Origin of the sequence: Fortiea sp. LEGE XX443, assembly GCF_015206815.1 — a bacterium.
GTDB lineage: Bacteria > Cyanobacteriota > Cyanobacteriia > Cyanobacteriales > Nostocaceae > Nostoc_B.
Genome location: NZ_JADEXZ010000026.1, coordinates 36,338 through 55,259, shown reverse-complemented (window position 1 = coordinate 55,259; position 18,922 = coordinate 36,338). Strand labels below are relative to the sequence as shown.

Genomic DNA, 18,922 nt, shown 5'->3' with positions numbered 1-18,922 from the left:
TGTGAAGCAACGGCACTATAAGGAGAACACAGTGGCAATGGAATCACATTTACTAAAGGGCAAAGCTGTACAAAACGAAGATTTTAGCGAATACGTTGCCCATTTACAGATGCACATGACTCTACAAGCTCGCAATCTGATTCCAACCCTGAAGCATACTGTGGAAGACAGTCGGCAGCAACTCTTGCATCAAACCCAAGCCAACTTTGAAAAGTTAATTTCTCGGCAAGGTCTGTAGGTATAGGAATTTTAACTAAAAGTCAAATAAAATAAAAGCAGGTATTGTTGGGTTAACGCCAATAGCGCACTCGTCAAACCTGCTTTTTTGCTTTTTTAAGTATCCAATCACCAAAATCAACCTTTTGAAGCAATAGCAAGCAACGGAAAGCCGTTAAAATTATTGCAGCAGTTCCACCCAAGATCAGTTAGTTAAGGCTAAATGGCGGCTTGAATCAAAATGACTTCATTACTTCCTCGAAATCTCAGCGTTGTCATCCGGCCAGTCCACTATCGGGATCTGGATGGAATTGAGCGATTAACTCAAGAGTCATTCACAGCGATGACTTCCAAGGGGGTTAATTGTGCCATCCGTCAAACGCAATCCCTGCGTCGCTGGTATGGATTACTTAAATTTTTGAGTTGGTTCCCAAATCCGCTACAATATCGTTTCTGCGCCTATGTAGCCGAGCAGGGACGGATGCTTTTGGGGATGATTCAAGTGTCACCGTTTAACCGCACCCGCAGCACCTGGCGCATTGATCGGGTGATGCTAGATCAAGCAGCAGATAAGCAAGGAATTGGCTCACAATTGTTGCGTCATTGCTTTGAGTCGATTGTAGAAGCCCGGACTTGGTTACTAGAAGTAAATATTAATGACATAGAGGGATTGGCACTCTATCGACAAAATGGATTTCAACGTTTAGCAGAAATTACATACTGGGAAATTAAACCCGAATTACTGGCGGAATTGGCGCAAGCAGAGCCAGATTTACCTAATTTGCTACCAGTGAGTAACGCAGATGCTCAGTTACTTTATCAACTCGATACAGCATCTATGCCGCCTTTGGTGCGCCAGGTATTTGACCGTAACACCCGCGATTTTAAAACCAGCTTATTTGGTGCGTTGAGCGATGCAGTCAAGCAGTGGATAACTAAAACTGAAGTCGTAAGTGGCTATGTGTTTGAACCTCAACGCAAAGCCGCAATTGGCTATTTTCAAGTTCAACTTGAGCGCCAAGGAGAATCTCCCCATGTGGCTACGCTGACTGTTCACCCTGCTTATACTTGGCTGTATCCAGAGTTGCTTTCGCAACTAGCACGCATAGCTCAAGACTTCCCTCAACAAGGCTTGCGACTGGCTTCGTTAGACTACCAGCCAGAACGAGAAGAATATTTAGAGCGGATTGGTGCAGAACGCATCGAACATACACTAATTATGTCCCGCTCAGTGTGGCACAAGCTCCGAGAATCAAAATTTGTCTCCCTAGAAGGCATTCAGTGGACTGATGTACTTCAAGGTTTGCAACCAGCACGCAAACCAATACCAGGTGGTATGTCATGGGTAAAAACTGGACAACAGCCATCCTCTGATATACCAGTACCAACGAAATCAGAACCTCTGTCTTTTAATAACTGTAATATTGAAGCACCTGCTCAAAATGACTCAGTAGATTCACAGCAAGAGCAATAGGTTAAAGGCTGAAGTATGAAAAGTAGAATTTCATACTAGCCTGCGGTAAGCCCTTCTCTGCGTTCGCGTAGCGTGTCGTCAGACAGAGGCTACGCCAACGGGTTCAGCAGTTGCTACCCTACGGGAACGCTTTCAGCGAACAAGTCGGGGAACCCGCCCAACGCACTGCTGACGCTCCTACGTCACTACACGCGTCTACATACTTCATACTTCTGAGGAGGCACAAAGCCAAAAGCGATAATGACCACAAAGCAGTATGTTTTAGCACTAGGATTAGATATCGGACGCAAGCGCATTGGTGTAGCAGGATGCGATCGCACTGGTTTAATTGCTACTGGAATTACTACAATTGAGCGCTCATCTTTTGAGCGCGATGTCGAGCAATTCCAAAATATAGTCAATGAGCGTCAGGTAGAAATTCTAGTAATTGGGTTGCCGTATTCGATGGATGGCTCTTTGGGATTCCAGGCTCGTCAGGTGCAAAAATTTGCGACCAGACTAGCTAAGGCTCTCAAACTTCCAATCGAATATGTGGATGAGCGCTTAACTTCTTTTCAAGCAGAGCAGCTGATCATATCAGAAAACCGGTCACCATCTCGCAACAAAGGTTTAATTGACCGCAAGGCAGCGGCTTTAATCTTACAACAATGGCTAGATGCTAGACGAGGTTCCGCAGTTGGGCTGCTGTCGAGCATTGATAGCTTTTGACATGATATTCTGAAAGCAATTACTTAGCAGTTGTGTTTTAGCATGAAACTATTTGCTTGACATCATTGGTCATTCAACAGTAAAGCAATTTTCACAGTTGCGGGTCATAGATAAAGTTTAACTAATCGGCTATGTTTTCCCCTCCATTTTCTGAAGACAACGATCGCGATCGTACAGTTTCTATCACCTTGACTGATGACACAGGGCGAACCCTCGAATGTTATATAGAACATTCGCTCTCTGTAGATGAGCAAGAATACGTCTTACTTCTTCCTGTTGACTCACCCATAGAAGTTTTCGCTTGGGAAGGTGAAGACGAGGAAGAAGAAGCCGTTTTAGTAGAAGATGATGCCATCATTGACGAAATTTTTAGTACTGCCCAAGCTGTATTATCTGAGCAAAACCTCATTCTCAAAAATACCGCTTACGCTTTGACAGTAGCTGGTGAATTACCAGCTGTAGAAGAGTCGGAACTTTTCACATTAGAAATCGAAGACGACGAAGCAGATTTAGAACCAGAGCAATTACAGCTACTTGCCAGCTTCTATCACCAAGACCAAGAGTATGCAATTTATACTCCTCTCGATCCTCTGCTATTTTTTGCCAGGATTACAAAAGATGGTCAACCTGAATTACTCTCTCCAGAGGAATTCCGCCAAGTGCAACCACTCTTAGAAGAACAACTTTTTAACGAAGTGGAATAAAATATTAGAAATTCAAAATTGAAAATAAAAATGTGACATTTTTATATTTTTAATTGCGAATTTTTTCTCACAGAGTTCAGAAGTAAAATAAACATTCAGAAGGACTTTATACGACTGGTGTACTAGTAAAGTTAATGAATAATTGGATTGAAAACCCCCACTAAATTCTATATTTAGTGGTTTTCCATTATTTAAATGTCTAAATGCTCACCAAAAAATGCTGTTTAAGAGGGAGCAATCCCATGCTGAGTAACATTCATAATCAACATTACTTGTATAGCAGTCGTAAATCATTCGTGAAAAAAAAGATCCTCGACTTCTTTAAGAAGTCGGGGATCTGAGCCAGGGCCATTTACACAAATAAACTGGAAATTATCTTCTAAGCATTGACTGTTAGATTTTAATTCGTGAGTATTAAAGAAACGCCTTTTATCCAGAGCGTTTCTCATTGTAATTCTTAAATATTGTCTATGACCTGGAACAATCTATTACAGCCTGACTTGATTTTAGAAGGTTCAGTATTGGAATTGACTAAAGAAATTATTCAACAATATGATCTGAAGGGACTGGTGTTAGATGTAGATGAAACCTTAGTTCCTTTTACAGTGGGCACTACTTCGCCAGAACTCAGACAATGGGTAAAAGAAATCCGCATCAATGTTGATTTGTGGTTGGTGAGTAATAACTTAAGTGAATCCCGAATTGGTAGGATTGCTCGTTCTCTAGACTTACCTTACTACTTGGGTGCAGCCAAGCCCTCACGACGGAAAATTAGAGCCGCACTTCATGCAATGGATTTACCAGCGTCACAAGTTGGAATGGTGGGCGATCGCTTATTTACTGATGTCTTAGCAGGTAATCGTCTGGGAATGTTTACAATTCTCGTAGAACCGATTATCCATCCTGAAGCTGCCCTGCGTTCCCACCCGATCAGAAATTTTGAAGTTTGGTTTTCGGAAATCTTGGGAGCTTCTATTACTCCTAAGCAAACAAAAATTCACAAAAATTAGCAAATCGTCAGGAAAGTAAATCTAAAGAAATAATTAAAAATTAATATGCAACACAAAAAACCTGTAATTATAAGTATTAATAACATGGGGTCAGCCAAAAAAGACCCTAGCAAATAGCAAATAAACATAAACTGGTAGAGCGTCACCTTCACCTATAGAAGGATTGGCGCTTTACTTTTGGCTAAAAAAAGATGAAGGATAAAGTGAAGAGTGCTGAGTTGAAAAACTGCCCACAATTGGGCGTGGCTTGTACCAAGTACATCAGTGCTGAGTAATTTTTTTATTACTCAGCATTCGGTACTGAGTAAGGTGAAAAATTGTTCATTACATACCCCATTATTTGATGGCTGAAGTAATTTCATACTAGCCTGTGGCAAGCCGCTAAAAGCGTCTACATACTTCATACTTCATACTTCAGTTGACCAATGACCAAAACGATTGTTGTCAAAATTGGCACTTCTAGCCTTACCCAAGCAGAAACAGGGCAACTAGCACTTTCTACCATTGCGGCCTTAACAGAAACACTCTGCCATTTAAGGCAGCAAGGTAATCGAGTAATTTTGGTATCTTCTGGTGCTGTGGGGGTGGGGTGTGCGAGATTGGGCTTAACCGAACGCCCTAAAGCGATCGCACTGAAACAGGCAGTAGCCGCAGTTGGTCAAGGCAGGTTAATGCGTATATATGACGATTTATTTACCACCTTGCAACAGCCCATTGCCCAAGTTTTGTTGACTCGCAGCGACTTAGTACAGCGTAGTCGTTACCTCAACGTTTACAACACCTTTAAAGAACTGCTGGGACTAGGGGTAATTCCTGTAGTTAACGAAAATGACACAGTTGCAGTAGATGAACTGAAATTTGGTGATAATGACACCCTTTCGGCATTGGTGGCTAGTTTAGTCGAAGCAGATTGGCTGTTTTTGCTCACCGATGTAGACAGGCTATACTCAGCCGATCCCCGTTCTGTACCCGATGCTCAACCGATTTCCTTGGTGAATAATATTAAAGAATTGGCGCAATTGCAAATTCAAACAGGCGGTCAAGGCTCACAATGGGGTACTGGTGGGATGGTAACAAAAATATCAGCCGCCAGAATTGCGATCGCAGCTGGAGTGCGGACTGTGATTACTCAAGGGCGATATCCTTGGAATCTCGAAAAAATTATCCAAGGGGAACCTTTAGGGACTCACTTTCAACCGCAACCGGAACCCACATCAGCTAGGAAACGCTGGATAGCCTATGGACTTGTACCATCTGGAAAATTATATTTAGATCCAGGAGCGATCGCCGCGATATCGCAAGCCGGGAAATCATTATTAGCAGCGGGTGTCAAAGTCATAGAAGGAGAATTTGACACCCAAGAAGCTGTGCAGCTGTGCGACACTGACGGCAACGAAATCGCCAGAGGGCTAGTAAACTATAGCAGCGATGATCTGCAAAAGATATGCGGCCGTCAATCTCGTGAAATTCCTGAGATTTTAGGCTATGTCGGTGCAGACACCGTAGTGCATCGAGATAATTTAGTGTTGACTTAAAGAGAGATAGACAGATGGTACAGACAATCGCTGCGGAAAAAATAACGCTCTACGATTTGGAGCAAAAGTTTAAATTGCAACCATATAGAAGACGAATTATTTTTCTCTGAAGAGCATCATTTTCACTAAAGGTAGGTATACCACAAGTATTGTCGTATATGCTGACGGCTCCTAATGGCGATCACCCTCATTACAGGTTAGTTACTAATGGTACTGATTTTATATTTTTGAAACTGCTTTACCAGGAAGTACCTTATTATGGGCGATTGCGTCAATTCATTTTAGGGCAAGATCATGATTTAGAAAGAGTGTTGCAAATCTTAAAACGATTAGCCAAGATTGTTGGACAAGAGAGTTGGTAATAATTCAAGAGCATTTATGTGGGTTGGGATATGGCAGATAAGTTATCACCAATGGATGGCTATGATGACTTTTTACGCGAGTTAAAAGAACGTATACGTAGCACCCAAATAAAAGTAACTCTGTCGATTAATCGTGAGTTAGTATTACTTTATTGGTACATCGGGCGCAAAATTATCATCAGACAACAGCAGCAGGGATGGGGTGCAAAAGTTATTGAACGTCTCGCCAGAGATTTAAAAATTGCTTTTCCAGATATGAAAGGATTCTCAGCACGAAATCTTAAATATATGCGAGCTTTTGCTGAGGCTTATCAAGATGAACAATTAGTGCAGCAGCTTGTTGCACTAATTCCTTGGGGGCATAATGTCCGTATTTTAGATGCTGTCAAAGATCCTTCAGCCAAGCTATGGTACATACAAAAAACTCTAGAAAATGGCTGGAGTCGAAATATTTTAACTTTACAAATTGACAATAGACTTTTTGAGCGTCAAGGAAAAGCTGTCAATAACTTCAATGTCATATTACCTTCTCCTCAATCAGAAATTGCTAGAGAAACTTTAAAAGACCCTTATATTTTTGATTTTTTAAGTTTAGGAGAAGCAGCACAAGAACGAGAAATAGAAAAAGAACTTGTTAAACATATTACTCAATTTCTTCTAGAATTAGGTGTAGGATTTGCTTTTGTTGGTCAACAATAGAATTTGAAAGTAGGAGACGAAGATTTTTATATAGACTTGCTTTTTTATCATGTAAAATTACACTGTTTTGTAGTAATTGAACTAAAAACAGGTAAATTTAAACCTGAATATGCAGGAAAAATTAATTTTTATCTTTCTGCTGTAGATGACTTGCTCCAATCTTCTGTAGATAGTCCTTCAATTGGTTTAATTTTATGTGCGAGTAAAGACAATATCATTGCTGAATATGCGCTACGTGATGTCAATAAACCAATTGGTATTGCTGAATGGCAAACTAAACTTACTAAATCATTACCCCAAGAGTTACAAACAAAGTTACCAACTATTGAGCAACTAGAGGCAGAACTAGAGAATTTATCCTTAGAAATAGAGAGTGAAGAATGATTTAATTTGGAATTGTATTGCACATTTTTAAGCAATTATCTGAAATTATTTTACAACACAGTTTTCCCAAAACTTGATCACTTTAATTATTTTCTTAAGCGCGTGCCAAAAGGGGAGCAGCAGCTAGTAGTGTTTTAGTATATGGGTGTTGAGGATGGGCAAAAATTTGTTTTGTCAGTCCGAGTTCGACAATTTTACCGCCATTCATGACAGCAATGCGATCGCACAAAAATCTTGCTAACCACAAATCATGAGTAATAAATAGATAGGTTAATTCAAATTCTGCCTTTAATTGCAACATCAAATCCAACACTTGCGACTGTACGCTGGCATCTAACATACTCACAGGTTCATCGCAAATCAACAGTTTGGGACGAGTAATTAAAGCACGAGCGATCGCTACCCGTTGTTGTTGTCCTCCAGACAAATCTGATGGATAACGTTGATAATAAACTTCTGGCGGCGTTAAACCGACTTTTTGCAACATCCACAATACTTCTTCTTTTGCCTTAGCAGCGTCAGCAAGATTGTGAATTAATAAAGGATCTCCTATACTTTGTCCTACCGTCATCGCCGGATTAAGACAAGCATGGGGGTCTTGAAAAATCATTTGCATCTGTCGTCGGGAAGAGCGAATTTCTTGGCGCGATAACTTAGTTAAATCCTTACCTAAAAATTCCACCTTGCCCGATGTCGGATGAATTAGCTGTAAGATAGTCCGCGATAGTGTGCTTTTACCACAGCCCGATTCACCAACTAAACCGAGAATTTCTCCTTGATAAAGTTCGAGGTTAATACCATCTACTGCTTTGATTGTTTGACTTTCAGCTTTAAACAGTCTTTCAATAAAGTTAGGCTCTATGGTGTAGTGTTGCTTGAGTTCTGTAACACGCAAGATAGGTGATTCGGAAATATTTTTCTCATTGCCTAATCCCCAGTCTTCCGTTACTTCATCCACAGTTTGAATGTGCAAAGCGGCTTGCAGAAGCGATCGCGTATATTCATGTTGAGGGTTGCCAAATACCGATGCAGTCGCCCCCATTTCTACCATCTTGCCCTTGTACATTACGCCGATGCGATCGCAATATTCTGCCACCATTGCCAAATCGTGAGAAATTAGCAGTAGTGCCATATTTTCTTCAGCACATAGACGCGTTAATTCTTGTAAAATTTGTGCTGAAACAGTGACATCTAAACTAGTGGTAGGTTCATCAGCCACAATTAACTTGGGGTTGAGGAGTAAAGCTAAGGCGATCGCTACCCGTTGCCGCATCCCACCGCTAAACTCATGAGGGTACTGATTCCATCGACTTGCAGGGATTTTTACCTTTTCCAAAGTCGCCAAAGCTTTTGCTTTCGCTTCCTTGGCTGATAATTCTGGTGAGTGTGCTTGAAGTGTTTCGATACAGTGTTTACCAATCGTCATCAACGGATCGAGACGCGTCATTGGGTCTTGGAAAATGAGTGCTACCGCCTCCCCTCGAAATTTACGTAACAAAAATACGGGTAAATCAAATACAAATTCTCCCTGAAAAATTACTTGCCCCTGAATCCGGGTAGACGGAGGTAACAACCGCATCACCGCCCTTCCCAAAGTAGATTTACCACAACCAGACTCGCCTACCAGTCCCATCCTTTCGCCAGGTTGCAATGTCAAAGATACATCATCAACTGCCCAACTGAGTTCTTCCTCACCACGCTGAGGATAGGCGACTCGCAAATTTTCTATACAAAATAAAGCTTCATTCATAGTTATCTAGCTTGAATAATTTCAAATTTTAGCTAGTTTATCAAATTCCCTAATGTTCTGAGTCTTTGATGGTTACAGACATAAGCCATAACTCGCTTTCTATAATAGGCAATTCAGCAACGCCAAATTCAGTATGATCCGAAAATAAAAAATTTAGGACTGAGCAATTTGCATAAATTCTCGGATAAACTCCGATATCTCTACAGAAAGCTTTGTCGCAATTGCTTGACATGATATAAAGAAAAATTATGTCTACAAACAAGCCAAATTTAAATCACTTGCAATGCAAGACAAGACATAAATTCTGAAATTTTGTTCATAAAGCTGGCAATTGCGACCAATTCTGTTATTTATCAGGATAGATTCATGGATATTATCTCTAAAACTAGCAAAGCTCATCGTCAGCGTCGCAAAATCTTGCTTGCAATGACTGGTTTGACCGCGGTTCTTTTGACTGGTGGATTAGCAGTTAAAGGTGCTGATGCCCAATGGTATAAGAGTGGTAATGGCCAATCGTATAATCAAACCGGTTTTGTTTACACTCAAAGTAATATTCCCACTCCAAATGGAAACTCTATTCTTGGGTTCAGACGCGATGCTTCTGGTGAGCTAACACCGTTACCCACTCCATCTTTTCCTACGGGAGGCGCAGGTATTCCTAATGCTCCCATCATCGGGGCTGGCCCTTTTGCTCTTACCTCCTTTGCATCCGATCAAGAAGTGATCGTTAACCCGGAACAGACGTTGCTTTTTACTGTCAATTCAGGATCGAACACGATCGCTGTCTTTGACATCCATAAAGATGGTAGTCTTTCTCCTGTGGAAGGGTCTCCATTTCCTAGTGGTGGAGTGCAGCCAGTTAGTCTAGGTCTAGCAGGTGATATTCTGACTGTAGTTAATCAAAACTTATTACCCCAAATCCCAGCCCCAGAAGCCAGCAATTCCCTACCGAACTACACTACTTTCCGCGTGACTCCAAAGGGCAAACTAATTCCTATTCCAAATTCTACCGTTTCAGTTCCCAACGGTTCTCTGCCAACCCAAGCACTCATCTCTCCAAACAAACGTTTGCTATTTGGTGTGGATGGCGGGACTGGCTTACTGCGCTCTTTTCAAATTCTTCCCAACGGTCGCCTGCAACAAAGCCCGACCTCACCACAACCCCTACCTGCACCAGCATTCCCGCCAAATCCACTAGGTCTGACATTAGGACTTCAAGCTCATCCCCAAAAGCCAATCTTATATGTTGGTTTCACTCTCAGCCAGCAATTGGGAGTCTACTCCTACGATCAAGATGGAAATCTGACATTCCTTAAAGCCGTACCTAATTCAGGCCTATTCATCTGCTGGATTGTGATTAACCGGGCTGCAACCCGTCTCTATACAAGTAACCCTGGTGACAACAGTGTGGCTGTCTATGATATTGCACAAGACCCAAGCACGCCAGTAGAAATTCAGAGGGTTGTACTCAAAGGCCCGATTGGTGGTGGTAGCGCTCAACTAACGTTAGATTCTACAGAATCGTTTCTGCATGTTGTCTCTCAACCAATTACGAATCCTCCATCTGGGAATAATGGCATATCTGTACTGAAAGTCAACCAATATGACGGTACTTTAACAGAAGTACCCTCCTCTCCCCAGTTAATACCGTCAGTTAATAACAGCTTTCCTCAAGGAATTGTTGCTAATTAAGATATAGGTTTTTGAAGTTTTAGGGTGAGCGTTTGAGAAATCTATTGCTCACCCCAAAATAGTTATTTTAGAAAGGAAATCACCGAATCAGATCCTCTAAGGATGGAAACAAAATTTTCTCTGCGTGGTTGCGATCGCCACATACTTCTGCTGGTAAACTACACATACAAGCAGCATTGGTAATATCAGTGATTTGACCACGCAAGCATTTAACACTCTGAATTACTAAATAAGCAGCAAAAACAGCTATCAGCGCTGCTACTAATAAACTGATGACTCCATCAGCCCATGTCCAATTTAACCAAATAACTGCGATCGCAGCTAACACTGCACCAACTGAACTGGCTACATCAGCCACAATATGGAGAAAAGCCCCTCTGATATTCAGATCGTGGTGACTACACCCATGTAGATAAAAAGCATTAAAGCTGTTGACTCCTAGGCCAATTAAGGCAGTCGCCAACATTGGTAAACCCAGAATCTCTACATCAGGAGATTGCAACCTCACAAAAGCTTCTTTAACAATCCAGCCAGCAATACAAGCTAGACTGATACCGTTAATTAAGGCTGCCAAAACATCTAATCGATAGCGCCCCAATACATTGTGCTTGGATATGGATTGAGATAGCCAGGATGCAACTAGTGCTAGACCCAAAGCTGCTACATCTGAAAGAATGTGTTCAGCATCTGCTAGTAGGGACAGACTGTGGCTCCAAATTCCTGCACTTAATTCCACACAGAAAAAGACACTGAGTAAAACTAAGGCAGTCCACAAAGCCTGAAATTTTTGCTTTACCTGGCTTGATTGCATCGAATCTGACCTGATATACTTATCTGAATTCAACTCCAATGATAAGTCATCACTCAGATCCTCCCCCACTGAAAGCGCCATTCTTAGATACCTGAATACCTGTACATTCCCTCATTTAATGTACCAGCCTCAAGGTTAACGATTGAGTAAATCAGGTTTAATTATAGGTGAAAACCAGTAAAAACCCGGATAAGAGTGATTATTGTTTTAAAAATGCGTGGCGATCGCCTAAATAAAGCTTTAGGTAATATCAACAGACTTTCTAGGTCGATCACCATACGCAAAAAATTAGCACAGCATTTTACGTAGCTTAACTTTGGTGTTTCTTAGCTCTTACTGGCTAGTACACCACGACATAAATAAACTACCCAGTTTCCTATCTGTAATACCTGTCGTTTCTGTTATATCTGTCATATCTATCGTTTCTGTCATACCTATCGTTTCTGCCATATCTATCGTTTCTGTCATACCTATCATTTCTGCCATATCTATCGTTTCCGTCATATCTGCCATTTCTGTTATCACCAACTGAAAACTCAGCACGACAACCATTTCTCACCCAGATACTATTTCTCCTGTAACCCCAATTTCCTCTACAACTAGCGTTAGACAATTGCCTAACAAACCTGACCCTACCTCTAGTAGGTGTTGAACAAATATTTCTCTGATTATTCTGGCTTGAACAGGTGAGTATTTCCTGAGCAGAAGCGGGAGTAGCAACGCTCAAAATTGTACCAATGCTGACGCTGGCAGCCATGAAGGTAGCTGCAATTATGGGAAAACGCATAACCATATCAAATATTAGACTACTTCAAAAATTTTCAACAAGAACTACATTAATTATAGCGAATTCCATTAATAACGTGGTGTGCAACTTTCTCTCAAACCTAACCCCCAACCCCTTCCCTACAAGGGAAGGGGAGCAAAATTCAAAGCCTCTCTCCCTGTGGGGGAGAGGTTTGGAGAGGGGTTTTCAAAATAAGTCGCACATCGCGTATTAATAGGCAATTTTTAAATCAAATTAAAAGCAAATATTCTTTGCATTCTAAACAGCATAAGCTTTGGCTGGGAAGTATTAACACTATATATATCTAAGAATTAAATATTATTAACTACATTTAACTAGAGATACTTTTCACTGAATTAATAGTTATCTTGAACCTGACAGCAAAGTATATTTTTCTGGCTGAGATATTTTAGCTTTATCGAAGTTAGCAGAGATATTATAAAGGGTATTCAAAAAAAGAGCAGGTGAATTTGATTGAGATTTATGTATAATTAGTTGCCCTGAATCTTTCATTAAAATACCAAATTTAATATTTTGCTGTGGCTTAACGCTTCTGTAGGTAAAACAATATCAACCTAGGAGTCTGCTATGGAACCCCTTGACTTGAAATGGATACGTAGCCAGTTTCCAGCACTAACACAAAAAATCAACGGTCAACCTGCAATTTTCTTGGATGGCCCTGGTGGTACTCAAGTACCGGGGGCTGTACTTGATGCTATGAATGACTATCTGGTGAGGTCAAATGCCAATGCTCATGGGGCTTTTGTCACAAGTGCGCGTACAGATGATACGATTACCTCTGCCCGTGCTGCGATCGCTGATTTTCTGGGATGTGATAGTGATGAGGTGGTGTTTGGTGCGAATATGACCACCCTCACCTTTGCTTTGAGTCGGGCGATTGGTCGAGAACTGCAACCAGGTGATGAAATTATAGTGACGCGACTAGATCATTATGCAAATGTTTCTCCTTGGTATGCCCTGGAAGAACAAGGTGCAACTATCCGCGTTGTCGATGTCAATGTTGATGATTGTACTTTAGACATGGGGGAACTGGAACGGCTCATTAACCCACGAACGCGGTTAGTCGCCGTCTGTTATGCTTCCAATGCTGTAGGTACAATTAATGATATTGCAGCGATCGCCCGTTTGGCTCATAGTGTTGGTGCTTGGGTATTTGTCGATGCAGTCCACTATACACCCCACGCACCTATCAATGTCCACGGTTTGGATTGTGACTTTCTGGCTTGTTCTGCTTACAAATTCTTTGCCCCCCACGTTGGCATTTTGTATGGTAAAAGAGAGCATCTAGAACGTTTAACACCCTATAAGGTAAGACCTGCACCAGATGATGTTCCGTCACGTTGGGAAACAGGTACGCTCAATCATGAGGGTTTAGCCGGGTTAGTAGCGGCAATTAACTATTTAACCAAACTAGGTTGTCATATTTCACCCTCAATTGACAACGAACTAGTTGCAGCCTTAATCGAAGCAGACAAAGAAGGGTTACAAACATTCAGTTGTCCCCGCTTTCTCAAATCATCAGAGCAACCAAGCATCACCTCTGCCTATCACAGCCGTCGTGCGGCTTTAGTTGCAGCCATGTCCGCCATCCAGCAATACGAAAGAGAACTTAGCCATAAGTTAATCTCTGGATTGTTGGTAATTCCTGGATTGAAATGTTATGGCATCACCGAGCCGACTCGCTTTGCTTGGCGAACACCGACAATAGGCGTTAGGGTGGCTGGAAAAACGCCTGAAAGTATTGCGAAAAAATTAGGAGATCGTGGTATTTTTACCTGGCATGGTCATTTTTATGCGATCGGTTTAATCGAGAGGTTAGGTCTAGAAGCGAATGGCGGCTTACTGCGAATTGGATTAGCACACTACAACACCGTCGAAGAAATTCATCAGTTGTTGCATGTGTTACATGAAATAGCAGTACTTCCTGATGATTAATTTTGCGGCGCTGCATTGGTAGCTTTATTGACATTATGCTGTACTAGCTTTTTTCTCGACTCAAGCGGCTGTAATATTAGCAACAGAAGATTCTGGGAGTAAATTCCATGATAAGCGGCCTAACAGCATGTATCTTGAAGTACTTAGATTCACCGCCAGAGTTTCGCTTTTTGAACGCTAATAAGTTGTATTGGTTACTGCTGTTATCTTCCACACCTTTGCTCATTGGTTCCTCAGCTGTTGTCTCAATTGCAGCAACGCCAAAAATTGCTCAAGCAGTGCCAAGTGCTACAATCAATCGTCCGACTTTGAAAGTTGGCTCTCAAGGGGAACGTGTATCAGAGTTGCAAGCATCACTCAAGCTTTTGGGCTTTTACACAGGAGCAGTTGATGGAGTTTATAACGAGAATACAGCTAATGCTGTTTCTCGCTTTAAGCAAGCAGTTGGCTTAAATCCTGACGGGGTGGTTGATGCAGCTACTTGGCAAAAACTGTTCCCCAAAGAATCAGCATCTACACCAAATACGGCTGCATCTTTGGCTCCAACGGCGCTAAATACAGCCAGTACAGTTGTGGGTAAACCGGAACCAAGACCGGCTAATCCCAGAATTGGGACAACCCAAGTACCAACTCTCGCAACTAATTCAAAACCAACTAACAGCAGAACCCCAACAACTCAAACTGCAACTCTTGCACCAAAACCAAGACCGGTTAACCGCAAAACTCCCACAACTCGACCAAAAACCCCTGTACGTTCGCCGTCAACTATCAGTTTTCGTCAAGTTCCTGGTATTCAGTACACCTCTGAAGGATATCCAATTTTGCGCCCAGGGATGAGTGGTACGGATGTAGTCACATTGCAAAAACAACTCCAAAAGTTCGGTTTTTTGAAAAGTAGTGCAGATGGTGATTTTGGCCCAACTACCGAAGCAGCAGTTAAAGCATTGCAAAGGCGCTATGGTTTAGAAGAGGATGGTGTAGCTGGTGGCGCTACCTGGGAAATTCTCTTGCGGCGATCGCCTGGGCAACGATAGGCTAATACGAAGTTATACCTAATCTTAGTAGAGGCGTGTAGATCGCGTCTCTACTCGATTCATGTTATTGAATTACTCCCTGTTGCATATGACACACTTTTTATTAACTTGGTTGGCTACTGCGGTAGCTTTACTCGTTACCTCTAGAATTGTTGATGGTTTCATTGTCAATAACTTTGTTGCGGCTTTAGTGGCCGTGGTAGTTATCGGGTTAGTCAATGCTTTTGTCAGACCAATTTTGCGGCTTTTAGCATTTCCGATTACCTTACTTACTTTTGGTTTATTTACATTCGTGATTAATGCTTTATCTCTTTGGTTAGCCAGTGCTATCACTCCGGGTACTGGTTTTGAGATTAGAGGATTTTTACCCGCTTTATTGGGATCAATTGTCTTATCAATTGTGTCAAGTGTGATTAATTATTTTCTCAGAGTTGTTGATTAGTCGGAAAAATTTCTTCAGCTACAGCTATTGTTACCGTTCCTGGTTGTCCCGATAAGCGGAAAATCTGTTTAGCAACTAATAACTTAGTATCCAGTCCTTGATTTTTAACAGCGGCCAAAATAGCCGCCGCCTCTGCAACACTAGGTGTTCCTGTTGCTTTGGTGATGATTTCCTCCGGGTTGGGGACTGCGACGGTAGAGAGATGTTCTGCTGAAAATGTTTTTAAACGCCAGTTGCGGAGGTAACAAAGTTCTACTAAAGCAGTATCCGAAGCTTTAGTGTTAATGGTAGCAAGACCTGCGATCGCGCTTTCTTCGAGTAAATTTTTTTTAAATATTTCCTGAATAGCTATTGTCATCAACTGCTGCGAACTACCTCGTTTAAAGCCAATTCCTACCCACAAATTTTGTGTGTAGTTGGAATTTTTTTTCGTTTGATTTAGCAGTTGATTTAGCCAGCGATCCCCGATTACCTGAGCTTTGCTGATTGTCGTTAGTTGCGATACCTGAAAATTGATCGATAGAATACTGTTCCCAGGAATTAAACACTATATATTGAGCATATCTAGCACAGTAGGAAGCACCAAGGGAGAAGTTCGGCAAAAATAGTAGGTTATTTCCTAATTTTTTGCTTCATTGTTATCTTTGAAGCACAAACTTTTCGCCTGTGCTTTACCTTGGTGTTTCAATTTCTTTTCTCTCCGTCGCAGTAGGCGAAAAATAGCTGCGATGGGGTTTTGCTTGTTTATTTAATTACGCGTTAGGTGCAGTTTTTATATTTTTAGCTTAATTAAGTAAATATCGTGTATTTAAAATTTTGTCAAGCTATTGTTTGATTTTTGTCATCAACTTCCATAGATTGTCTATGATAAAGTAGACATCTTGCAAAAGACATTAAATAAGTTTCAAATTTAGTCAAAAAAAGTTCATAATTATATAGACTAGATAGCGAAAAGAATAAGCTCTAAATTAGACACAAAGCAAATATTGTCAGGGTTAAAGAAAAGTTAATCAGGATTTCTCCTTAATTATTACTTAGATTTTTTTAAGGTTTCTCTCAGATTTAGATGCGAACCTGTTTAATAGGTTTAAGTAAAATAACGTTTGTTTAAGCTGTTGGGCAGGTTAACAAGCATCTAAGCTTCAGACGCTGTGACATTCGTTCAAGCCGTTGGGCAGGTTAACGAATGTGAGTAAGTTTGTTTTTCAGCCAGATGTTTTAGGTTGTCTCAACTGTCTAGCAATCTAGATTGATGCAGATGCCCTCACCGCAGTTTATTAGCTGCAAGATTCTGTCTGGCGAAGCAGCTAATTCCAGGGTTTAAAGTTATTGACTGACAGTACCTCAAGCGTCATTGCAGCGCCGATCAACTGGTATTACGTTTTGGAGGTTGAACTGTGCTGTTTGATTCATTATTTCTAAATGGATCTAGCCAACTCGTGCAAATAATCTTGACTCTAGGCATTACAGCTACAGTTTTGATTTTTTGTGTGGGTGAATGGCTACCCTTAGATGTTGTTGCGATCGCGGCATCTGCTACGTTGATGTTGCTAGGGTTAGTCACCCCAGAAGAAGGTATTTCCGGCTTCGGAAACTCTGCCACCATTACTGTGATGGCAATGTTCATTCTCAGTGCAGGAATTGCCCGCACTGGTGCGATTCAATCTGTCAATCAATTTTTTATCAGATGGGGTGGTAAGCATCCCAGCCGTCAAATTTTGGCTTTAGGGGTGATCGTCGGCCCGGTGACGGCGTTTATTAATAATACTGCTGTTGTCGCCGTTTTTATTCCCGTAATTGAAGATTGGTGTAAGCAACGAGGCATATCAGTGTCTAAACTGCTGATCCCCTTGTCTTACGCTACGATTTTGGGCGGCATGATTACGGTGATTGGCACGTCCACCAACATTCTCGCCAGTGGCATATCAAAACGCTTGGGCTATGGAGAGTTTGGCCTGTTTCAGTTTACTCAAATTGGGCTGATTACCTTCGTCGTTGGTTTAGTTTACCTGGCGGTTGCAGCTCCCTCCCTATTGCCCAGCCGAATCAAGCCTAGCCGCGATTTGGTGCAGGATGACTACGGACTGAAAACCTACATTAGTGAGATTGTGATTACCCCTACTAGTGGCTTGGTAGGGCAATTGCTTTCTGACAGTTGTTTAAAACGCAGTGCCAAATGTCCCTACCAGCGCTTCGATGTAGATGTACTGGAACTGATTCGGAATGGGGTTCACTTCTCTCATCCCCTCGATCACAAGGTGTTACAGCCTAGAGATATTTTACTGGTGCGAGCAAGTCGCAAAGATTTATTAGAAGTCAAAGCAGAAAAGGGGATTGAGATTCACCCTGAAATCCAATTTGGCCAGATAAATCTTGGCTCTCAGGGAGAGGGACTAGCGGAAGCCTTAGTTCTAGCCAACTCAGAACTGATTGGTTCTACTTTAAAAGACATTCAGTTTCGACAGCGTTACAACGCCATTGTCCTGGCAATTCGTCAGGGAGAGAAACTGGTTCGTGAGCGGATCAGTAATATTCCCTTGCGCTTTGGAGATGTGCTGTTGCTTCAAGGCCCTAAACCGAGTTTGGCAGGGCTACAAGCTCATCCAGATTTACTAATCATCAATCAACAAGAAATTAACAATTATCGCCGCGATAAAGCTGGGATAGCGATCGCTATTGGTTTGGGGGTTGTGGGTTTGGCAGCTCTCAACCTAGTGCCGATTTTAGTCAGTTCTCTGGTTGGAGCCATCTTGATGGTAATTACGGGTTGTCTTAAACCCGGTGAACTATACAGTGCAGTGCGTTGGGACATTATCTTTCTACTTGCTGGGTTAATTCCCCTGGGTATTGCAATGGAGAAATCAGGTGCAACCCAATGGTTATCTGGCGGTTTGGTTTCTGTTGGTGAGGGGCTTCCTGGTTATTTGGTACTCACGATTTTCTTTGTCGTCACTTCCATCATTACCGAAATTCTCTCTAACAATGCGTCGGTGGTGTTGCTGATTCCCATTGCGGCACAGGTGGCTGAACAACTGGGCTTGAATCCCCTGGCCTTTATCTTTGCTGTGACCTTTGCGGCCTCTAATAGCTTCATGACCCCCATTGGCTACCAAACCAACACTATGGTTTACGGGCCTGGTGGCTATAAATTTATGGATTTTGTGCGGATTGGTCTACCCCTCAACATTTTGATGGCGATCATCACACCCCCTTTGATTATCCGGATCTATGGCTTGTAAGTAGTCGGACACAATTAAATTCATGGGTGGAAATAGGAGACAGGTTACAGTCAAAAATTTGTGTAATTAATTCTGTCTAATTACTTAAGACTATGTTGAAATTTGGATTTTAGATTTCA

The 18,922-nt window shown here is 41.8% G+C and carries 16 protein-coding genes and 2 pseudogenes; 13 read left to right on the top strand and 5 right to left on the bottom strand.

The window, feature by feature from the left end; translation table 11 throughout:
• Window positions 1-37 precede the first annotated feature (37 nt).
• The 8 genes and pseudogenes from IQ259_RS12305 to IQ259_RS12270 all read left to right on the top strand — a co-directional run bounded on the left by IQ259_RS12305 (window position 38) and on the right by IQ259_RS12270 (window position 7,092).
• Window positions 38-238: a hypothetical protein gene (locus tag IQ259_RS12305; RefSeq protein WP_193885065.1), complete on the top strand. Its 201-nt coding sequence runs from the start codon at window positions 38-40 to the stop codon at window positions 236-238.
• A 219-nt stretch (window positions 239-457) separates the two neighbouring features.
• Entirely contained in the window at window positions 458-1,690 is a 1,233-nt protein-coding gene (locus IQ259_RS12300) for a GNAT family N-acetyltransferase (protein ID WP_193885033.1), read from the top strand.
• Between the two features lie 240 nt (window positions 1,691-1,930).
• On the top strand, window positions 1,931-2,398 hold the full coding sequence (gene ruvX / locus IQ259_RS12295; RefSeq protein ID WP_193885031.1) for a Holliday junction resolvase RuvX: 468 nt from the start codon (window positions 1,931-1,933) through the stop codon (window positions 2,396-2,398).
• Between the two features lie 131 nt (window positions 2,399-2,529).
• On the top strand, window positions 2,530-3,102 hold the full coding sequence (locus tag IQ259_RS12290) for a DUF3727 domain-containing protein (protein ID WP_193885029.1): 573 nt from the start codon (window positions 2,530-2,532) through the stop codon (window positions 3,100-3,102).
• A 470-nt stretch (window positions 3,103-3,572) separates the two neighbouring features.
• Window positions 3,573-4,112 carry a YqeG family HAD IIIA-type phosphatase gene (locus IQ259_RS12285; protein ID WP_193885028.1) on the top strand — a complete coding sequence of 180 codons (540 nt, stop codon included), beginning with the start codon at window positions 3,573-3,575 and terminating at the stop codon, window positions 4,110-4,112.
• Window positions 4,113-4,537: 425 nt separating this feature from the next.
• The gene (proB, locus tag IQ259_RS12280) at window positions 4,538-5,647 is read left to right on the top strand and encodes a glutamate 5-kinase (RefSeq protein ID WP_193885026.1); all 1,110 of its coding nucleotides are present in this window, start codon (window positions 4,538-4,540) and stop codon (window positions 5,645-5,647) included.
• Between the two features lie 158 nt (window positions 5,648-5,805).
• Window positions 5,806-6,009: a hypothetical protein gene (locus IQ259_RS12275; RefSeq protein WP_193885024.1), complete on the top strand. Its 204-nt coding sequence runs from the start codon at window positions 5,806-5,808 to the stop codon at window positions 6,007-6,009.
• A gap of 30 nt (window positions 6,010-6,039) precedes the next feature.
• Window positions 6,040-7,092 (top strand): annotated as a pseudogene (locus IQ259_RS12270) (YhcG family protein).
• Window positions 7,093-7,186: 94 nt separating this feature from the next.
• On the opposite strand, the gene IQ259_RS12265 reads toward IQ259_RS12270, so the two are convergent.
• Window positions 7,187-8,842, bottom strand: coding sequence for an ABC transporter ATP-binding protein (locus IQ259_RS12265; protein WP_193885022.1), 1,656 nt, complete (start codon window positions 8,840-8,842; stop codon window positions 7,187-7,189).
• Between the two features lie 366 nt (window positions 8,843-9,208).
• Here IQ259_RS12265 and IQ259_RS12260 point away from each other — a divergent pair, with 366 nt between their 5' ends.
• Window positions 9,209-10,534, top strand: a complete 1,326-nt coding sequence (locus IQ259_RS12260) for a beta-propeller fold lactonase family protein (RefSeq protein ID WP_193885020.1) — start codon at window positions 9,209-9,211, stop codon at window positions 10,532-10,534.
• 79 nt (window positions 10,535-10,613) lie between these two features.
• Here the strand turns inward: IQ259_RS12260 and IQ259_RS12255 are convergent, their stop codons facing one another.
• From IQ259_RS12255 to IQ259_RS27760, 3 genes and pseudogenes are all read right to left on the bottom strand, one after another.
• On the bottom strand, window positions 10,614-11,426 hold the full coding sequence (locus IQ259_RS12255) for a cation diffusion facilitator family transporter (protein WP_193885018.1): 813 nt from the start codon (window positions 11,424-11,426) through the stop codon (window positions 10,614-10,616).
• Between the two features lie 252 nt (window positions 11,427-11,678).
• Window positions 11,679-11,897, bottom strand: a complete 219-nt coding sequence (locus IQ259_RS27155) for a hypothetical protein (protein ID WP_228014503.1) — start codon at window positions 11,895-11,897, stop codon at window positions 11,679-11,681.
• 13 nt (window positions 11,898-11,910) lie between these two features.
• Window positions 11,911-12,102 (bottom strand): annotated as a pseudogene (locus IQ259_RS27760) (DUF3011 domain-containing protein); the annotation flags it as partial.
• 618 nt (window positions 12,103-12,720) lie between these two features.
• On the opposite strand from IQ259_RS27760, the gene IQ259_RS12245 reads away from it, so the two are divergent.
• From IQ259_RS12245 to IQ259_RS12235, 3 genes are all read left to right on the top strand, one after another.
• Complete coding sequence (locus IQ259_RS12245) at window positions 12,721-14,088, top strand: cysteine desulfurase-like protein (protein ID WP_193885014.1); 1,368 nt, start codon at window positions 12,721-12,723, stop codon at window positions 14,086-14,088.
• 107 nt (window positions 14,089-14,195) lie between these two features.
• Window positions 14,196-15,122 (top strand): peptidoglycan-binding protein, encoded by a 927-nt coding sequence (locus IQ259_RS12240; protein ID WP_193885012.1) that lies wholly within the window; start codon window positions 14,196-14,198, stop codon window positions 15,120-15,122.
• 88 nt (window positions 15,123-15,210) lie between these two features.
• A complete protein-coding gene (locus IQ259_RS12235; RefSeq protein ID WP_193885005.1) occupies window positions 15,211-15,564 on the top strand; it encodes a phage holin family protein in 354 nt (117 codons plus the stop codon).
• Here IQ259_RS12235 and IQ259_RS12230 read toward each other — a convergent pair.
• Window positions 15,548-15,922 carry a cobalamin biosynthesis protein gene (locus tag IQ259_RS12230; protein WP_255525348.1) on the bottom strand — a complete coding sequence of 125 codons (375 nt, stop codon included), beginning with the start codon at window positions 15,920-15,922 and terminating at the stop codon, window positions 15,548-15,550. The genes IQ259_RS12235 and IQ259_RS12230 overlap by 17 nt on opposite strands.
• Before the next feature lie 1,093 nt (window positions 15,923-17,015).
• On the opposite strand from IQ259_RS12230, the gene IQ259_RS12225 reads away from it, so the two are divergent.
• A complete protein-coding gene (locus IQ259_RS12225) occupies window positions 17,016-18,803 on the top strand; it encodes an SLC13 family permease (RefSeq protein ID WP_228014497.1) in 1,788 nt (595 codons plus the stop codon).
• Window positions 18,804-18,922: the final 119 nt, after the last annotated feature.